At 63.9% G+C, this 18,632-nt stretch carries 13 protein-coding genes and 1 pseudogene; 11 read left to right on the top strand and 3 right to left on the bottom strand.

The features are described 5' to 3' along the window. Positions 1–8: 8 nt before the first annotated feature. Positions 9–2,926, bottom strand: a pseudogene (locus PQV96_RS10570) (Tn3-like element IS1071 family transposase). 163 nt (positions 2,927–3,089) lie between these two features. Between PQV96_RS10570 and PQV96_RS10565 the strand changes: the two are divergent. After that, positions 3,090–3,608 carry a hypothetical protein gene (locus PQV96_RS10565; RefSeq protein ID WP_273625207.1) on the top strand — a complete coding sequence of 173 codons (519 nt, stop codon included), beginning with the start codon at positions 3,090–3,092 and terminating at the stop codon, positions 3,606–3,608. A 530-nt stretch (positions 3,609–4,138) separates the two neighbouring features. On the opposite strand, the gene PQV96_RS10560 is transcribed toward PQV96_RS10565, so the two are convergent. Both PQV96_RS10560 and PQV96_RS10555 read right to left on the bottom strand, forming a co-directional pair. Continuing rightward, positions 4,139–5,449 carry an IS4 family transposase gene (locus PQV96_RS10560; protein ID WP_273625206.1) on the bottom strand — a complete coding sequence of 437 codons (1,311 nt, stop codon included), beginning with the start codon at positions 5,447–5,449 and terminating at the stop codon, positions 4,139–4,141. A gap of 183 nt (positions 5,450–5,632) precedes the next feature. Next, positions 5,633–6,181: a phasin family protein gene (locus PQV96_RS10555; RefSeq protein ID WP_066695745.1), complete on the bottom strand. Its 549-nt coding sequence runs from the start codon at positions 6,179–6,181 to the stop codon at positions 5,633–5,635. Positions 6,182–6,384: 203 nt separating this feature from the next. Here PQV96_RS10555 and PQV96_RS10550 point away from each other — a divergent pair, with 203 nt between their 5' ends. From PQV96_RS10550 to PQV96_RS10505, 10 genes are all read left to right on the top strand, one after another. Continuing rightward, entirely contained in the window at positions 6,385–7,323 is a 939-nt protein-coding gene (locus PQV96_RS10550) for a histone deacetylase family protein (RefSeq protein WP_142080934.1), read from the top strand. Then, positions 7,320–7,805: an acyl-CoA thioesterase gene (locus tag PQV96_RS10545; protein ID WP_066695747.1), complete on the top strand. Its 486-nt coding sequence runs from the start codon at positions 7,320–7,322 to the stop codon at positions 7,803–7,805. The genes PQV96_RS10550 and PQV96_RS10545 overlap by 4 nt, the downstream gene beginning before the upstream one ends. Before the next feature lie 215 nt (positions 7,806–8,020). Next, positions 8,021–9,241 (top strand): nicotinate phosphoribosyltransferase, encoded by a 1,221-nt coding sequence (gene pncB / locus PQV96_RS10540; RefSeq protein ID WP_142080932.1) that lies wholly within the window; start codon positions 8,021–8,023, stop codon positions 9,239–9,241. A gap of 79 nt (positions 9,242–9,320) precedes the next feature. Further along, complete coding sequence (locus PQV96_RS10535; protein ID WP_420482198.1) at positions 9,321–10,739, top strand: sodium:proton antiporter; 1,419 nt, start codon at positions 9,321–9,323, stop codon at positions 10,737–10,739. A gap of 14 nt (positions 10,740–10,753) precedes the next feature. Beyond that, on the top strand, positions 10,754–11,743 hold the full coding sequence (locus PQV96_RS10530; RefSeq protein WP_273625205.1) for a 2-hydroxyacid dehydrogenase: 990 nt from the start codon (positions 10,754–10,756) through the stop codon (positions 11,741–11,743). Positions 11,744–11,818: 75 nt separating this feature from the next. Continuing rightward, on the top strand, positions 11,819–13,669 hold the full coding sequence (locus tag PQV96_RS10525; RefSeq protein ID WP_273625204.1) for a DNA recombination protein RmuC: 1,851 nt from the start codon (positions 11,819–11,821) through the stop codon (positions 13,667–13,669). Next, positions 13,666–14,850 carry an MFS transporter gene (locus PQV96_RS10520; protein WP_067513071.1) on the top strand — a complete coding sequence of 395 codons (1,185 nt, stop codon included), beginning with the start codon at positions 13,666–13,668 and terminating at the stop codon, positions 14,848–14,850. Before PQV96_RS10525 ends, PQV96_RS10520 begins: the two co-directional genes overlap by 4 nt. Further along, positions 14,840–15,844, top strand: coding sequence for an adenosylcobinamide-phosphate synthase CbiB (gene cbiB / locus PQV96_RS10515; RefSeq protein ID WP_142080926.1), 1,005 nt, complete (start codon positions 14,840–14,842; stop codon positions 15,842–15,844). Before PQV96_RS10520 ends, cbiB begins: the two co-directional genes overlap by 11 nt. A gap of 3 nt (positions 15,845–15,847) precedes the next feature. After that, on the top strand, positions 15,848–16,927 hold the full coding sequence (locus tag PQV96_RS10510; RefSeq protein ID WP_142080924.1) for an aminotransferase class I/II-fold pyridoxal phosphate-dependent enzyme: 1,080 nt from the start codon (positions 15,848–15,850) through the stop codon (positions 16,925–16,927). An 83-nt stretch (positions 16,928–17,010) separates the two neighbouring features. Then, on the top strand, positions 17,011–18,630 hold the full coding sequence (locus PQV96_RS10505; protein WP_142082463.1) for a cobyric acid synthase: 1,620 nt from the start codon (positions 17,011–17,013) through the stop codon (positions 18,628–18,630). The last annotated feature ends 2 nt before the right edge of the window (positions 18,631–18,632 follow it).

Raw genomic sequence — 18,632 nt, 5'->3', positions numbered from 1 at the left:
GGTCGGTTTCATCCATTGGTGCCAGTTATCGATGCATTTGGCCGCGAAGGCAGGATTTGGTCAGCATAGCGGTCAACCGGGAAGCGAAACACACCCCGCAAGTTGATGCTCTCCAGCCTGGTGGGCGCAATCTTCCCGATCAGTTCCGGTGGAATGACCTGGCGGCGGTTCGACCAGCGATCCAGGACCGCCTGCATCTGTGAGGTATTCCACGCCATCACGATGTTGGCCATCAGGCTCAAGGCATCGGCCACAGCCTGCATTTCATCGACACGTTTGGCCTGCGCCGGGCTGATCCGGCCGGTATAAATGGCGCGCTTGAGGGCGTTAACAGCCTCGCCCCGATTGAGCACCCGGCGCAACTCGTTCCTGAAAGCGTCCTTGACAAAGTAGTCAGCCAAAAACGCCGTACGCAGCAACCGCCCCAATTGCACGCCAGCCTCATAGATTGGATCGCCCTGGGCGGCAGAACCGAACCGCGCAAGAGCTGCCACCGCACTGGCATGTCCGCTCATGACCGAGGCTGCCAGGTGCACCAGACTATCCCAATGCTTTTCGATCAAAGCGACGTCGACATTGGCTTCGCACACCGCAGCGATTTCTGCGGGCACTTTGGTGCCGCGTGGCACAAAGAGGTGGCGCTGTTTGAGTTCCTTCAACCGCGGGCAAAGATCAAAACCAAGCAAACGGGCATGTGACATGGCAAAGTCGGTGTAGCCATGGGTATCCACAGCAAGCTGGCTGGTCTCCAGCTTTTCTTGGCGGATGACACCTTCAATGGCCACGCCCGCCTGGCGCTCATTGAGCACAAAGGGCTGCGCATGGAAGATGCCCCACCGGTCTTTTACATGGGAGTAGATTCCAATGGAAGGTGTGTTGCGCCGAGGATCAAGCCGGGCTTGCCACACCCGTTTGGTGGTCTCCATGCTCATCATGTCAGAAGATGCCAAATCGGACCGCCCCCAGGTGGCGGCAATCGGGTGTCGCTGCATGAATTCCAGCACAGCCTGGCAGGCCTCTGGCTCAGACGCCGTTCGTCCCGCGCCCAGCGCATGGCCTGGCGAATGCTGGTGGCAGACAATTGCGGAATCATGCGCGCGCATTCGACCGCAGTCAGACTGGTGCCGTGGGCCATGATGCCGGCATAGACCATCAGCAGCTCGTCGGTAGAGCGCGGCTCACGTCCGAGCATGATCCAGCTAAAGCGCACCTGGGCGTCAACGGCCAGAATCACTTCCGGCAATTGAACCTCACCGATGCGGTGATCCAAAGCCGCGCGCAGCTTGGTCACTTCTGGGTCTTCGTCCTCTGCGGGCAATGGCGACAAATGGAGTTCATCATCCACGCGCAGTACGCCACTGCGGGCTGCAGCGGCCACCGCATCGACACCGGCAGTTACTCTGGCCAGCAAAGGCTTCAAGAAAGTGGCAGCCTTGCTGGGTAACGATAGACGGGCATAGTGTTTCTTGGACTCTGCCTGCCAACGCTCGTCCGTGAAGAACAAGCGCGCACGACCCCGAAAGCTCAGGCTGTGCTCAATCCAGACCGAGCCATTGCGCACCGCGCGGCGCAGGGCAAACAGGGTGGCCACCTCCAACGCCTGAAACGCCCGTTCCCGGTCTGGGCTGGAGATCGAAACCTGCCAGATCATTCCCAGACTTGGTGCCACCACTTCAACTGGCAGCTTTCTGGATCCTTTGAGATATAAAGCTTGCAGCTTGGCAGGGTACTCGATGGCAGGATGCTCGCCGGTGGCCTGCCAGGGCAGCTTTGCAATGGCGACGAGCAACGACCGCACGGGGCGAATTCCATCAATCAATCCCTCGCGGACCAGGGAGGCCCTGCTCGGTGGTTTGCGTTTCTGGGTTTCGGTGATCAAGGCTTCAAGACGGGCACGCAACTCAGCATCTGGCACCGCACCTTGCGCGCTCAAGGCAACAAGTTCGCCGAGCAGCGTTTTGTACATTGCGGCCCAATTGACGGTAGCGGGGACATCGGCGGCAGCCTGACGCCACAGATCGGCGATCCGGCGCTGCACCATAAGGATCAACTGGTCTGTGGTGGTGAACAGGCAATACCGAAGAAAGCATGCGACCTCCACGGTGCGCGCTGGCTCTTTGATCTTGGCTCCGGCTGAGGGCGGCCTGGAGACAAGTCGGCGCGCGTAGCGGCGCAAGATGAGATCGGGGATGTCTGCCAGGTGCTTATGAACGTCCAGCGTGTAAAGCAGGTCGATGCGCTCCAGTACCTCGCTGATTTGGCGGGTTGAGTGTTTCGCCGGTGCAGCCCATAGCCAACTCTGCTGGGTTTGTCCATCTGGGCGCAGCTCTGAAACTGAGGCTCGCCAGCGATCAAGTGTTGCTGGATCAACGCTGGCGGCGATGGCGGTGCCTGTTTCAACTTCAAGCTGGGCAAGTGCCGCCGCAATCAGTGTCCGAATTGCCCGCTCGTGCACGATCACCAGCTTGTTCTTGTACAGCCATTGACGCGCCCGCACGAGTAGCTGATCGCGGTCGGCGCAGCGCGCCACTTCGTCGCGCAGTTCACGTACCAGTGAGCGGCGCTGGTGCTCGCTCATCCACTGGAATCCAAGGACCGTGCAGGCTACTGGTTGGTGATCGAATAGCGTGCGCCCGCGTTCATACATGGCTCTCAGCGAGGCGACTTCTGGTGCTGCAATGCCAAGCTCGTTGCCAAGGTGGCGCCACAAGGCTACTGGAATTACCCGAAAGGCACCGAGCAAACGCCCACTCATGCGCAGGAAACCAATATGGAGCGCCAGACCAAGCTTGTGGGAATCACCTCGGCGTGCATTGATTGCGTCGCGCTCGGCACCATCGAAGGTGAAAAATGCCTTCATCTCGAAGTCGCTGATATCGCGGGGGAGCCCACGCATCCCCAAAAACGTTGTGTGCCAACCCTGCATCGTGAACCTCAAAAGTGGGAGGCCACCATACCCGTTTACAAAGCGAACAGGAAAGTCAATGAAATCAACGGTCTACCCAGACCACCCCCGCGCCAGTGCTAGCTTTGCGTACCGTCACTTATTGCACTGAAAACGAGGAGACCCCTTCAAGAATGTCGTGGCGATGAACTTGATGGAGAAGATCGAGGAACGCCTGGCTGCGATGGTGGCGCGCAACCCCACTCGTGTGGACCTCTATGAGCGTTATCAGGAAATCGTTCAGGAATACAACAAAGACAAGGATGCGGCAGAAATACAGAAGGTGATGGACGACCTGTTTGCCTTCAATGACGATTGCAGCGAAGAGGAAAAACGCTACCTGCGCGAAGGGCTCGATAGCGAAACTGAACTGGCCGTGTTCGACTTGCTTCAGAAGGATTCACTCACCAAGGGTGATCGTGAAGCGATCAAGAAAGTCGCCAAGGACTTACTGGGCAAATTGGCCGATCAACGTTTCGCGCTGGAGCGCTTGCGCAGTATGGCGACCGTGCAGGCGCAAATGAAGGCAGAGATCATCAAGCACTTGTATGCCCACCTGCCAGCCAGCGCCTATGACCCTGACGAAATCAACATCAAGGCGGGCGCCGTGTTCGCACACATCTACAGCGCCGGCCTGGGCGGGGGGACGCCGGTTTACCACTGAGGGAAAACGGCTACGTGGTACATCAACCTCTATGCTCAAAAAGGCGAATGCTGGACAGTTGTTCGAAATTTTCGAATAACTGCCTGCAAGCTTGGTACTCAAACAGTCAGGATCGCTGTTGAACGAGTGGTGACATCAACATCAACGATGGGCGATAGAAGTCAGTTGTCCTGAAATTTCGGATAACTGCGCGCGAACCCGCAGCAACCCGCGCCAGTGCTCATGAGCTCGGGAGGCCAGTCGGCACATGGTCAACTGTCCGCCACCACACAAGACACCGCCACACACTGGAAACCCCAGTCTGTGGCGGTTTTTCTTTGTGTCTCGGTGTCGTGTGGTGTCCTGATATTCACACTGATTTCACATCGAATTCACACGGGTCATCTGGATGCGGCAACACGCGCTCTAATCGTGTCTGCATACAAGGCCACTTGCCTCGCAGCCATAACACTGTCCAGGATGGATGTTGAGGGCCGGAGAAGATCGCCCCGTCCCTGAAACAAAAAAAGCCCGGCAGAGCCCAATGCCAGTCAGTTAAGAGCTGACTGGCATTTTTTCGTTGGGAATTTGGAAGCGCGTTTTTTGACGACCCTTGGGAAGCTGCGCCCAGTGCGGCGTGGCCGCAGCACGAAGTGTCGCGATTGCGCCAACAGGGCTGCCAACTGCTTGGGCAAGGTGCCGGCAGAGTCCAGGCTGGGGACCGCCAGCAAGTTCACGATGGCGTAGCTGGCCGTATGGAAGCTGATGCGCTGGGGCTCGACTTGGACGTGCGCTGCCATCTCGCGCATCCAGCGGCGCAGCAGCGTGTAGGCGATCAGCACGCCCCACAGCTCCTGGCGCACCAGCGCGGGCTGCTTGCTGCGCAGCACCGGCTCACCCTCCTGCAGGGTCTGCTTGATCTCCCGGAACCCCAACTCGATCTCCCAGCGCTGGTGGTAGAGCTCGGCCAGCTCCTGCGCAGGATGCGTGCGGGGACACGGCAAGGATGTGATGAAGCGGCGCAGCCGTCCACCCACGCTCACCTCGATCAGGCGTGCCTGCCAGTGGCTGGGCAGATGCGGGTGTGCCTTGCGCGCTTGTGGGGACACCGGCATGCGGATCAGCGCATCGCCGCACGCCAGTTGCTGGACGATCTCATGGCGCAGATTGTCCCGCGCGCGCATCAACCAGTGGCGCTGCGTACCCGCAGCCTGCCAGTCCAACAGGAACGCGGCCGAGAAGTACGCCCGGTCGAACAGGGTCACCGAGTGATCCTCGCCGCGCAACTGCGCTGCCAGGCTCAATTCGCCGCAGTCCATGGCGCCGAGCTTGGCATCAAGCATCTCGTGGCTGTGTGTGTCCATCAGGCAAGTGGCGCGGATCTGCGGCCAGGGCGAGAGGCCATGCTGGTTGCTGCAGCTGCCCAGTTCGACTCGATTCTCAGGGGTGTCCGGCGCCGACCAGACCACACCATCCACAGCCAGTACGCGCAGTGGCTGGCGCACATTCACCGCAGGACGGCTCCAGGCTTGGGTCAGTAGAGCGAACAGCTCGGCCAGAGGCTCCTCGCCCAGGCGCTGGCGGGCTTGCACGCTGACACTCGGTGCAGGCGGCGCTTGTCCATCCAGGCTCAAATCCAGCTGCTGCACCACCTGCCACAGTGGCCGGTCGCGAAACAGCGCCAGTCCGATCACAAGCCACACGGCATGTTCGGCAGGCAGCTTGCGCCGGCGGATGGAGGCCTTGCCGCTGGTCCCCAGCGCCTGTGCGATCCAGGCAGGGTCTATCAACGCGCTGAGCTGCTCGAGGCGATCAGGTACTCGGGGCAGGGTCTGGCGCAAGGCGTTTGCAAGCAGGCTCATCAAGAAAAAAGGGAACGTGTTGAACACGCTCCCTTTTTACTGGATCAAGCCGCCTGCGGGCTTAACTAACTGGCATTACGGCAGAGCCGGGCTTGAAGTGGATCCGTGAAACCCGTGTTTCGAGAGGATCCAAGGAGACAACTGGAGTGAAACCGGCGGAGGTCTGCCGATTTCTGGGCGTGCTTAGCGCTTGCGTGGTGCAGCTGTCTTGGCTGCGTTCACGGCGGTGTTGGTCACGGCGTTGAAGTTGGCTTCGGCCATGTCGCTGGCTTGCTTGACGGCCTTCTGGACCGATTCAAAAGCGTTGTTGGCAGCAGAGACGGCGCTCTTCATCATGGCGACAGCGGTTTCGGAGCCGGCAGGAGCGTTCTTTGCAGCGCTGTCCACCAAGTTGGTGAAGGCCTTTTGTGCGTCAGCGGTCTTGGCTTCGAAAGCCTTGCCGAATTCAGCGCCGGTGCCCGAGGCGATGTCGTACAGGTGGCGGCTGTAAGCGGCAGTCTTTTCCGCCAGGGGCTGGAACAGGCTGGCTTGCAGGGCCAGCAGCTCTTGCGCGTCCTTCACGCCCAGCACGGCTTGTGTGTGGCTGGCGGCTTCAGTCAGGGCTGCACGTGAAGCGGTCACGTTCAATTCGACCAGCTTTTCCACGCCTTCGAATGCCTTGGTGGTCAGGCCGAACAGGGTTTCGATGTTGGCTTTGTGGGATGCCAGGATTTGTTCTGCGGTCAGCGTCATGTGATATCTCCTAAAAAGGTGGGTCTCGAAAGACCGGGTACTTACAGACATCTGCGCTGACGTTGTGATTCGCATGAATCATGTTGCAGTGCAGCATGGGTTGAATTTTAGGCAGCTATGGTGTGATTGCAAGTGTTTTTTGTTGCAATGCAGCAAATTAGAGGCAACCCTCCAGGAAATGCCCGAGTTGCCACAATCACATCATGGATGCCTATTACGCCGATGAATTTGTGCTGCCGTTGCCCGAGGGGCATCGCTTTCCCATGGCGAAGTACCGCCTGTTGCGCGACCGCATTGCCGAGGAGTTGCCTGAAACCCGTCTGCATATAGCGCCCACGGCAGAAGACGAGGATTTGGCGCGCGTGCATTCGCCTGAATACATCGCCGCCATTGCCCAGGGCACGCTGGAGCCCGCTGCGCAGCGGGAAATCGGTTTCCCCTGGAGTGAGGCCATGGCCGAGCGCGCGCGCCGCTCGGTGGGGGCTACGCTGGCTGCGGCCCGCTCGGCCCTGCGCCACGGCCTGGCAGGCAACCTGGCGGGGGGAACACACCATGCCTATGCCGGCAAAGGCAGTGGCTTTTGCGTGTTCAACGATGTGGCAGTGGCGGCGCGTTGCATGCAGGCGGAATGGGCCCAGGCCCACCCAGGTCGCGCGCAGCCCTTGCAGGTGGCCGTGATTGATCTGGACGTGCACCAGGGCAATGGCACTGCGCACATCTTTCAAGGCGATGCCAGTGTGTTCACCCTGTCATTGCACGGCGAGCGCAACTTTCCGTTCCGCAAGGAAGACAGCGACCTGGATGTGCCGCTGCCGGATGGATGTGGCGACGCGCAATACCTGGATGCGCTGGAACATGCACTGCAGACTCTGGAGCAGCGCTTCGAGCCCGGCCTGGTGCTGTACCTGGCGGGCGCCGACCCGCACGAAGGCGACCGGCTGGGGCGCCTGGCCTTGAGCTACGACGGGCTGGAAGCACGGGACCGCAGGGTGTTCGACTGGGCGTGGCAGCGGCGGGTGCCGCTGGCGTTTTCCATGGCCGGAGGATATGGGCATGACATCGCCACGACCGTGCAAGCCCAACTGAACACCTGGCGCGTGGCACTGCAATACCACAGCCGCTGGCAGAATGCAGCGCCATGAGCACGCCAACCCCTTCCTCTGCCGCGCCCAGCCAGGCGCCAGCCCGCCCCGCACCACAGCCGCGCAGCGCCTACCGGGCCTTCCGCTCCATCAGCACCCGCTGGGCCGACAACGATGTGTACGGCCATGTAAACAACGTCGTGTACTACAGCTGGTTCGACACCGCCGTGAACGCCCATTTAATTGAGCAGGGTGTGCTCGACATCCACGCGGGCGGCACGATTGGGCTGGTGATCGAAACCCAGTGCAACTACTTTGCACCGCTGGCCTTTCCGCAGACGGTGGAGGCTGGCATTCGGGTAGCGAAGCTCGGTGGCTCCAGCGTGCGTTACGAAGTAGGGCTGTTTGCGCAAGGCGAGGCGATGACTGCGGCGGCCGGCCATTTTGTGCACGTGTACGTTGACCGTGACACCCGCCGCCCGGTCCCGGTGCCCGCGCCCCTGCGGGCGGTGCTGGAAAAACTGCTGGTTCCCGCCCAATAAACATCAAAAAGCATAGCTGCCAGCGCTTGCCAGATAAGCGCTAGAGGCAGTTTTTGCTTGAGGTTCTCGCTGGCGGCGCGGCGGTGAAAGTCGTCAGGCAAATGCTGGCCTGCAGCCATGTCGGTTGTTCTGCAAGGGCTACACTTTGGGGCTTCGTTCCTGAGCGCACGTGCCGTGCCGTACTTCGGGGCTTTTGCAAGGGCTCCGCACCGTCCATGATCATCACCAGCCTGCTCGATACCGACCTGTACAAGTTCACCATGATGCAAGTGGTGCTGCACCAGTTTCCGAGTGCCCAGGTCGAATACCGCTTCAAGTGCCGCAACCCTGGCGTGCAACTGGCGCCGTTTGTGGGCGAGATCCGGGACGAGATACGCTCGCTGTGCAGCCTGCAGTTTCAAGATGCCGAACTGGCTTACCTGCGCTCGCTGCGGTTCATCAAGAGCGATTTTGTGGATTTTCTGGGGCTGTTCCGGCTCAACGAAAAGTACATCACCATCACCCCCCAGCCCTCGGGCGAGATCGAGATCGTTATCCGTGGGCCCTGGCTGCACACCATCTTGTTCGAGATTCCGGTGCTGGCGATCATCAACGAGGTGTACTTCCGCAACACGCAAAAGGTGCCCGACTTCCCCGAAGGCCGCCGTCGGCTGGACGCCAAGATTGCCGCCCTGCAGGCCGATGGCCTGGGCGATCTGAAAATTGCCGACTACGGCACCCGCCGCCGCTTTTCCCGTGCCTGGCATGAAGAAGTGCTGCGCGTGCTGGTGGCCCGCCTGGGTACGGGCGACCGCCGCCCCGGCTCGCCGCAAGGGCCGGGGCAGTTTGCGGGCACCAGCAATGTGCTGTACGCCATGAAGCTGGGTGTGACGCCCCTGGGCACGATGGCCCATGAATATCTGCAGGCTTGCCAGGCCCTGGGCCCGCGCTTGCGCGACAGCCAGGTGTTCGGTTTTGAAATGTGGGCCAAGGAATACAGGGGTGACCTGGGCATTGCGCTGTCGGACGTGTACGGCATGAGCGCCTTCCTGCGCGACTTCGACCTGTATTTCTGCAAGCTGTTCGATGGCGCACGCCACGACAGCGGCGACCCCTTTGCCTGGGGCGAGCGCTTGCTGGAGCATTACCGCACCAACCGCGTGGACCCGCTCACCAAGACCCTGATCTTCAGCGACGGGCTCACCATTCCGCGCATCATCGAGCTGTACAACCAGTTCCGTGGGCGCTGCCAACTGGCCTTTGGCATTGGCACCAACCTCACCAACGACCTGGGCGACCCGCCCGCGCACGAGCCGTTGCAGGTCGTCATCAAGATGACCCGCTGCAACGGCCAGCCGGTGGCCAAGCTGTCAGACACCCCCGGCAAGGGCATGTGCGACGACGAAAAATACCTGGCCTACCTGCGCCAGGTGTTCGATATCCCTGCACCCCAGTGAAACCCCAGTGATTTTTTGCCCCGCAGCGCAACGCGCCGGGGCCTGCCCGATGACATAACGCATTGATGGAGACAACACTATGAAAATTTCTCGCCGCGCTGCGCCTTGGGTGGCCGCTGCCGGGGCCCTGTTGCCTGGCCTGTGCATGGCTGCCGACATCGATGGCAGCACGCTCTCGGTGCTGTGGGGTGTGCCGTTCGCGGGCATCCTGCTGTCGATTGCGCTCATGCCGCTCTTGGCCCCCATCTTCTGGCACCACCACTTTGGCAAGGTGGCTGCGGCCTGGGGCCTGGCGTTTCTGCTGCCCTTTGCCATCACCTTCGGGCCCGCGGTGGCGGGCGTGAGCCTGGTGCATGCGCTGCTGGCCGAATACATCCCGTTCGTGATCCTGCTCACCGCGCTGTTCACTGTGGCGGGCGGCATCTTCATTCGGGGCAACCTGCACGGCAGCCCGGGGCTCAACACAGCCATCCTGGCGATTGGTGCAGTGCTGGCCAGCTTCATGGGCACCACGGGCGCGTCCATGCTGCTCATTCGCCCGCTGATCCGCGCCAACGACAACCGCAAGCATGTGGCCCATGTGGTGGTGTTCTTCATCTTCATCGTCTCCAACGCCGGGGGCTCGCTCACGCCGCTGGGCGATCCGCCACTGTTCCTGGGTTTCCTGAAGGGCGTGGACTTCTTCTGGACGGTGCGCCACATCTTCCCCGAAACCCTGTTCCTCATCGGCGCGCTGCTGGCCATCTTCTTCGTGCTCGACAGCTGGTACTACCGCCGCCGCGAAGAGGTGCTCAAGGCCGACCCCACGCCCGACAGCCGCTCGATTGGCTTTGACGGCAAGGTCAACTTTGCGCTGCTGGGCGCGGTGGTGGGGCTGGTGCTGCTCAGCGGTTTCTGGAAGTCGCCGGTGGTGTTCAACATTGCGGGCACCGAAGTGGGCCTGCCCGGCATCGTGCGCGATGTGGGCCTGATCCTGGTGACTTTTGCGTCGCTGTGGCTCACGCCCAAGCAGGTGCATGAGGACAACCAGTTCGGCTGGGGGCCCATGCAGGAAGTGGCCAAGCTGTTTGCGGGCATCTTCCTCACCATCATCCCCGTCATCGCCATGCTCAAGGCCGGCGTCAACGGCCCCTTCGGCGCCATCGTGGCGGCCGTCACGCGGCCCGATGGTTCGCCCGACCCGGCCATGTACTTCTGGGCCACAGGCGCGCTCAGCTCGTTCCTCGACAACGCGCCCACCTACCTCGTGTTCTTCAACACCGCCGGTGGCGACCCTGCCGTGCTGATGACGACCCTGGCGCCCACGCTGGCCGCCATTTCGGCCGGGGCCGTGTTCATGGGCGCCAACACCTATATCGGCAATGCACCCAACCTCATGGTCAAGGCCATTGCGGAAGACCGAGGCGTGAAGATGCCCAGCTTCTTCGGCTACATGCTGTGGTCGGGCGGCATTCTGGTGCCGCTGTTCATCGTGATGACGTTCATCTGGTTCCGGTGACCGGGAGATTGAATATGAGCAAACCCCGCATCCTGGTCGCCCGTGCGATCTTCCCTGACATCGTGGACCGTCTGCGCGAGCATTTCGACGTGGAAGACAACCCGCATGACGCCATCTGGTCGCCGCAAGAGCTGGCCGAGCGCCTGGCCGACAAGGACGGTGTGCTCACCACTGGCAGCCAGCGTGTGGATGCCGCGCTGCTGGCCGCCGCGCCACGCCTCAAAATCTGCGCCAACATGGCCGTGGGCTACAACAACTTTGATGTGGACGCCATGACCGCCGCCGGCGTGCAGGGCACCAACACGCCCGATGTGCTGACCGAGACCACGGCCGACTTCGGCTTTGCATTGCTCATGGCCACGGCCCGCCGCATGACCGAGAGCGAGCATTACCTGCGCGCCGGAAAGTGGACCAAGTGGAGCTACGACATGTTTGCGGGCAGCGACATCCACGGCAGCACGCTGGGCGTCATCGGCATGGGGCGCATCGGGCAGGGCATTGCCAAGCGCGGCGCGCACGGTTTTGGCATGAAGGTGATCTACCACAACCGCTCACGCCTCGCCCCCGCGTTGGAGGCCGAATGCAAGGCCACCTACGTGGGCAAGGAAGAGCTGCTGCGCACGGCAGACCACGTGATGCTGGTGGTGCCCTACAGCGCGGCATCGCACCACACCATTGGCGCGGCCGAGCTGGCGCTGATGAAGCCCACGGCCACCCTCATCAACATTGCGCGCGGCGGCATCGTGGACGATGCGGCGCTAGCCGTGGCGTTGCGTGAGCAGCGCATTGCCGCAGCGGGCCTGGATGTGTTTGAGGGTGAGCCCAAGGTACACCCCGATCTGCTCACCGTGCCCAACGTGGTGCTCACCCCGCACATCGCCAGCGCCACAGTGCCCACGCGCCGCGCCATGGCCAACCTGGCGGCAGACAACCTGATCGCGTTCCTGGGCGGGCGTGGCCCGCTCACCCCCGTCAACCAGCCCGTGCCCGGCTTGCGTGCCTGAGCTGTTTTGAGTGAAATTGGCCTCCAGTGCTTATGCATCAAGCGCTGGCAGCTATTAAAAACATAGTAACCTGCCTTGACTACCGATACCCTCGTTTTGCTGGCCGCTGTGGCCCTGGTGCTGGTTTTGCTCGTGCTGATCCTGCTGCGCCGCCCGCGGGTCGATCTGCCGCCCGAGTGGCTGGCCCGCCTGCAGGCGCTGGAGCAAACCGCGCAAGCCACCCAGCTTGCCGTGGCCAAAAACGATGGCGCGATGGACGGCATGGGCCAGCAACTGCGCGGCTTTACACAAACCACGCAGACCATGCTGGAAGGCCTGCGCGGCGCGGTAGACGAGCGCCTGGCGCAGGCCGTGGCCGAATCGCGCAATGGCCGCGCCGAGCTGCTCAGCGCCTTCACCGGGTTTGAGGGCCGTCTGGAGCAACGCTTCACGGCGTTTGACAGTGCCTTGACCCAGCGCCAGGCCGCACAAGACGCCGCCCTGGCCCAGCGCTTTGACGCCCTGCAACTGGCCGTGGCCAGCCGCCTGGAAGAAAGCAGTAAGGCGCTGCTGGCCCACCTGGCGCAAGGGCAGGCCGATGCAGCGGTTGCGCGCAAGGAGCTGTCAGACACGCTCACCGGCTTTCGCGCCGAGCTGACCACCACCACGACGGCTTTGGCCGCCGAAAGCGTCAAGTCCCGCGAGACCATGGCCGAGAGCACAGCGCTGTTTGAAAAGCGCATTCAAGAGCGCTTTGAGGCCCTGCAGGCCGCCACGCGGCTCACGCTCGATTCGCTCAAGGGCGACATCCAGACGCAACTGGGCGCCATGTCCACCGCGCTCAAAGACCAGCTCGAAGCCAATGGCTTTCAGATCAAGAACCAGTTCTCGGTGCTGCAGGACGCCGTCTCGCAGCAACTGGTGGGCATGGTGCAGGGCAGCCAGCAAAACGCTGAGCAACTGCGCACCGCGCTCAACGAACGCCTTGCCGCCATCCAGGCCGACAACGCCACCAAGCTGGAAGAAATGCGCCGCACGGTGGACGAAAAGCTGCACGCCACGCTCGAGCAGCGCCTGGGCGAATCTTTCAAACTCGTCAGCGACCGGCTCGAACAGGTGCACAAGGGCCTGGGCGAGATGCAGACCCTGGCGGGCAGCGTGGGCGACCTGAAGCGCGTGATGACCAACGTGAAGACGCGCGGCACGTGGGGCGAAATGCAGCTGGGCGCCATCATCGACAACGTGCTCACGCCCGACCAGTACGCACGCAACGTCAAGACCGTGCCGGGCAGCGACGAGCTGGTGGAATTTGCCATCCGCCTGCCAGGCAAGCGCGAAGAAGAGCCCGTGTGGCTGCCCATCGACTCCAAATATCCCGTGGAGCAATACCAGCGCCTGCTAGATGCGCAAGACGCGGCAGACAAGGCGGCCATCCAGTCGGCAGGCAATGCGTTTGAAAGCTCCATCAAGCTCGAGGCGAAAAAGATCTTCGCCAAGTACGTCTCGCCGCCGCACACCACCGACTTTGCGGTGCTCTACCTGCCCACCGAAGGCCTGTTTGCCGAAGTCATGCGCCGCCCCGGCCTGGTCGAAGCCGTGCAGAACGACTGCCGCGTGATGATTACCGGCCCCGCCAACCTGGCCGCCATGCTCAACAGCCTGCAAATGGGCTTCAAGACGCTGGCGATTGAAAAGCGCTCGTCCGAGGTGTGGAGCCTGCTGGGCGTGGTCAAGACCGAGTTTGTCAAGTTTGGTGATGTGGTGGAGGCTACCAAGAAGTCCATCGACGCCGCCGCCAAGAAGTTTGACGAGGTGGGCGTGCGCACCCGCGCCATCCAGCGCAAGCTGCGCGATGTGCAGGAGCTGCCCGCGCCCGACGCCGCAACGTCTTCCGCAGTACCTGGCGCCACGGCATCGCTGCTGGGCCTGGAGGACGACGCCCCGTGAACATGGCGCTGGCCCGCCTGATTGCCGGGCAGATTTTTCTGCACGCCTGCATGACGGGCATGCGCATGGCCACGCCGCTGCTGGCGCTGCGCGAGGGCTACAGCGCCGCTGCCGTGGGGGTGCTGCTGGCGCTGTTTGCGCTCACGCAGGTGTTTCTGGCGCTGCCTGCGGGGCGTTACGCAGACCGGCATGGCCTCAAGCGCCCCGTGGGCATTGCGGTGGTCATGGCGTGTGCGGGGGCAGGACTTTCGCTGATTTTTCCGGTGTTTTCGGTGATGTGCCTGTCGGCTCTGATGACGGGCGGTGCCACAGGCTTGGCCATCATTGCGCTGCAACGCCATGTGGGCCGCGCTGCGCATGACACCACCCAGCTGCGCCAGGTGTTCAGCTGGCTGGCCATTGGCCCGGCGGTGTCCAACTTCATCGGGCCATTTTTTGCGGGGCTGATGATTGACCACGCGGGCAGCACTGCGGGCAGCACCGAGGGGTACCGCGCCGCGTTTGCCTTACTGGCCGTGCTGCCTTTAGCCACCTGGTTCTGGGTGCGCCACACCGAAGAATTGCCGCCCGTGATCGCCGCTGCCGGCGGCCCGCCCCAGCGCTCGTGGGATCTGCTCAACGAGCCTGCGTTTCGCCGCCTCATCATCGTGAACTGGGTGCTCTCTTCCTGCTGGGATGTGCACACCTTTGTGGTGCCGCTCATCGGGCACGAACGGGGGCTGTCGGCCTCGGTCATCGGTTCCATCCTGGGTGCGTTCGCTGTGGCCGCGGCCGTGGTGCGGCTGCTGCTGCCGCTGGTGGCCAAGCATGTGCGTGAACACGCCGTGGTGGCGGGCGCCATGGTGGTCACGGCCGTGTTATTCGGGGTGTACCCGGTCTTGCCATCGGCCCTGGCGATGGGCTTGTGCTCGGTGCTGCTGGGCTTTGCGCTGGGCTCGGTGCAGCCCATGGTCATGAGCCTGCTACACCAGATCACGCCCGAGCATCGCCATGGCGAAGCCCTGGGCCTGCGGCTCATGGCCATCAACGCGTCCAGCGTGGTCATGCCCATGCTGTTCGGCACGGCAGGTGCCGTCATTGGGGTGGCGGGCGTGTTCTGGGTGGTGGGTGCCACTGTGGGGGCATGTGCACGCACCGCATGGCGCATGAATGTGGAGGAGGGCAGGGCGCATGGCAGGTAGTTGGCTCAGCGCTGGGGGCACGCCGGGCCTGGCGTGGGCGCTGGTGTGCGCGCTGGCGCTGGGCTTGGCCTTGCTGGTGGATTGGTACCTGGGCGAGCCACCGGTGCGCCTGCACCCTGTGGTGTGGATGGGGCGCTACCTGGGCTGGGCCGGGCCGCACATTGCGCCGCTGACCACGGCGGACCCCCCGCGCCACGCACAAAAACGCCGTTCTTTCTGGCTGGGCGCGCTGGCGTGGTGCACCGGGGCCGGTGCCACAGGCGCGTTGGCCTGGTGGCTGCAAAGCCAGTTGCAGCAAGCGCCCTGGTGGCTGGCGGCTCCCTTGCTGGCAGTGCTGCTCAAGCCCCTGCTGGCGTGGCGCATGCTGCGCGATGAAGTCTTGGCGGTGGAACGGGCGCTGGCCCGCTCGCTGCCCGAGGGGCGCGAACAACTGGCCCGCCTGGTCAGCCGCGACGTGAGCCAGCTCACCCCTGCCGAGGTGCGTGAATCGGCCATCGAATCGCTGGCCGAAAACCTCAACGATTCGGTGGTGGCGCCCGTGTTCTGGTTCGTGCTGCTGGGCCTGCCCGGTGCGGCCATCTACCGTTTTGCCAACACGGCCGATGCCATGTGGGGCTACCCCGGCAGTCGGGGCGCGCGCTACTGGCAATGGGCAGGCAAGTGGGCCGCACGGGCTGACGATGTGCTCTCGTGGCTGCCCGCGCGCATCACCGCGCTGCTGCTGGCCGCACTGCATGGCGGCTTGCCCGCCCGGGCGCTGGCCAAAGAGGCGCGCAAAACCCCATCGCCCAACAGCGGCTGGCCCATGGCCGCCATGGCCCTGGCGCTGGGTGTGCGGCTGGCCAAGCCGGGGGTGTACACCTTGCACCCGGGCGGGCATGCGCCGGGCCCGCTGCACACGCAGCGCGCTGCAGCTTATGGGGAAAAAGTGGTTCTGACGCTTATTCCATCAGCGCTGGCAGCTCTTGTTTTAATAGCGATGGCCGGAGGTTGAGGCATGCTGACCCTTCCATCCATCCCGCTGGGCGTGCATGGTGGCCCGGACGCGCTGGGCGTGCCGGTGCATGATTTTTCCACCAACAGCAATGCGTGCGGCCCATGCCCTGCCGTGCTGGATGCACTGCAGCAGGCCGATGCCACGCGCTACCCCGACCCCGCCTACACCGCCCTGCGCGCCGCGCTGGCCGCGCTGCATGGTGTGACGCCCGATCGCATCGTGGTGGCGGGTAGCGCGTCTGAGTTCATCCACCGTATCACCACCTGGGCACGGCTGCACGGCTGCACCCAGGTGCAGCTGCCGCCCCACAGCTACGGTGACTACGCCCAGGCGGCCCAGGCCCATGGGCTGGCGGTGTTGCGACGCAGTGCCAAGGCTCTGGTGGGCATGGAGGGTACGGACGCTGCCGCACCCGCCACCTTGCACTGGGCCTGCGAGCCCGCCAGCCCGCTGGGCACGGTGGACGGTGTGCTGTCTGCATGGCACGGCCCCACGCCGCCCGGCAGCGTGCGGGTGCTGGACTGTGCCTACCGCCCGCTGCGGCTCGCGGTCAACAGCACAGATCCGGCGCTACCTGCATCCGCGTGGCAACTGTGGTCGCCCAACAAATCCCTGGGCTTGACGGGCGTGCGTGCTGCCTACGCCGTGGCCCCTGCAGGCGCAGAGGGCACAGTGCTGGCGCTGCAAGGCCTGGCGGCATCCTGGCCCGTGGGCGCACATGGCGTGGCCTTGTTAGAGGTCTGGGCCACACCGGCCGTGCAGCAATGGGTGGCAGACTGCTTGCCTACCCTGCGCAGCTGGAAAGACCGGCAAATGGCCCTGTGTACCCAACTGGGCTGGTCCGTGGTGCCCGGCAGCCTGGCCAACTACTTTGTCGCCACCTTGCCCACAGCACAGTGCGCGGGTGACTCCAGCGCGCAAACAGCCAGCCTGCTGGCCGCGCTGCGCCAACATGGCATCAAGCTGCGCGACTGCACCTCGTTTGGCTTGCCTGGTGCCGTGCGCCTGGGTGTACTGCCGCCCGCGTCGCAGGATGCCTTGCGGACTGCGTGGCAGGCGATGCACGTTGGAGGCCCGTAGGCCGCACCTTTGGAACGAACATGAATGCACCGATGAACACTCCCGTGACTGCTCCGCCCGCCCATCCGCTGGCCCGCTGCGTGATGGTGCTGGGCACCACCAGCGGCGCCGGCAAAAGCTGGCTTACCACCGCGCTGTGCCGCTACTACAGCAACCTGGGCCTGAAGGTGGCGCCGTTCAAGGCGCAGAACATGAGCAACAACGCCCGCGTGGTAGCTGCCCCCACGCTTGCCACTGCGTCTGCTGCGCTGCCCCCCGAGGGGGCGCACCCCGCCTTGGGGCGGCCCGGCGGCGGGGTGGCAGGCATCGAAGGCGCCTGGGGCGAGATCGGCTCGGCGCAGTATTTCCAGGCCTTGGCTGCGCGCGCCGTGCCTGAAGTGCGCATGAACCCGCTCCTCCTCAAGCCCGAGGCCGACACGCGCAGCCAGGTGGTGCTGATGGGTCAGGTGAGCGCCGAGCTCACCGCGCTGCCCTGGCGCGGCCGCAGCCAACTGGTGTGGCCGCAGATTGCCGCCGCGCTTGATGCGCTGCGCGCCGAGAACGACGTGGTAGTGATCGAGGGCGCGGGTTCGCCCGCCGAGACCAACCTGCACGCCAGCGACATCGTGAACATGCGCGTGGCGCGCCACGCCGGTGCGCGCTGCCTGTTGGTCACCGACATCGACCGGGGCGGCGCTTTTGCCCACCTGTATGGCACCTGGGCGCTACTGCCCGAGGACGAGCGGGCGCTGATCCACGGCTTCGTGCTCAACAAGTTCCGGGGCGATGCCAGCCTGCTCGCGCCCGCGCCGCAGCACCTGCAGGAGCGCACCGGCGTGCCCACCGTGGCCACCATTCCCATGCAGTGGCACCACGGCCTGCCCGAGGAAGACGGTGTGTTTGATATGACCCCCACGCTCGGCACTGGCGTGTCCTCGCTGCCCCCCGAGGGGGCTCTCGCGGCTAGGGGCGGCCCGTCGCCGCTCAATCGACCGCACACCACGCCCGGCGCCGTGCACACCACCGTGGCCGTGGTGGCCTACCCGCGCATCAGCAACCTCGATGAATTCCAGCCGCTCAAAAACGTGCCCGGCCTGCGCCTGCAATGGGTGCGCAGCCCGGCCGATGTGGCAGGCCTGCGGCCAACGGACTGGATCGTGCTGCCCGGCTCCAAAGCCACCGCCGCCGACCTGGCCTGGCTGCGCGCGCAGGGGCTGGACCAGTCCATCGCTGCGCACGCGGGGCAGGGCGGCACCGTGCTGGGTGTGTGCGGCGGCCTGCAGATGCTGGGCGAGGCGCTGATCGACCCCGAGGGCATCGACGGCAACGCTCCCGGCCTGGGCCTGCTGCCCCTGGTCACCGTGTTCGAGCCTGCCAAGACCGTGCAGCGCACCAGCGCAGCCTTCGGGCAGCTCACGGGTGCCTGGGCGCCGCTCTCGGGCGTGGCTGCCTGCGGCTACGAAATCCACCACGGCCAGACCGCCCAGCACCCCGCCATGGCCGCCAAGGGTGATGTGGCGCGCGAGGTCATGCCCGGTATTGCCTGGCAGAACCCGGCGGGCAATGTGCTGGGCGTGTACCTGCACGGTTTGTTCGAGGACGCCGCCGTGCTGCACGCCCTGTTTGGCGCCCAGGCCCCCACGCTCGATACCGTGTTCGACGGCCTGGCCGATGGGGTGGCCCGGCACTTCGACCCGGGCGTGCTGGACGCGCTGATCGCGTAAGA

Origin of the sequence: Acidovorax temperans, assembly GCF_028596105.1 — a bacterium.
Classification (GTDB): Bacteria; Pseudomonadota; Gammaproteobacteria; order Burkholderiales; family Burkholderiaceae_C; genus Acidovorax; species Acidovorax temperans.
Note: the sequence above shows the minus strand (reverse complement) of the source record. Positions and strands in the feature narration are given on the sequence as shown.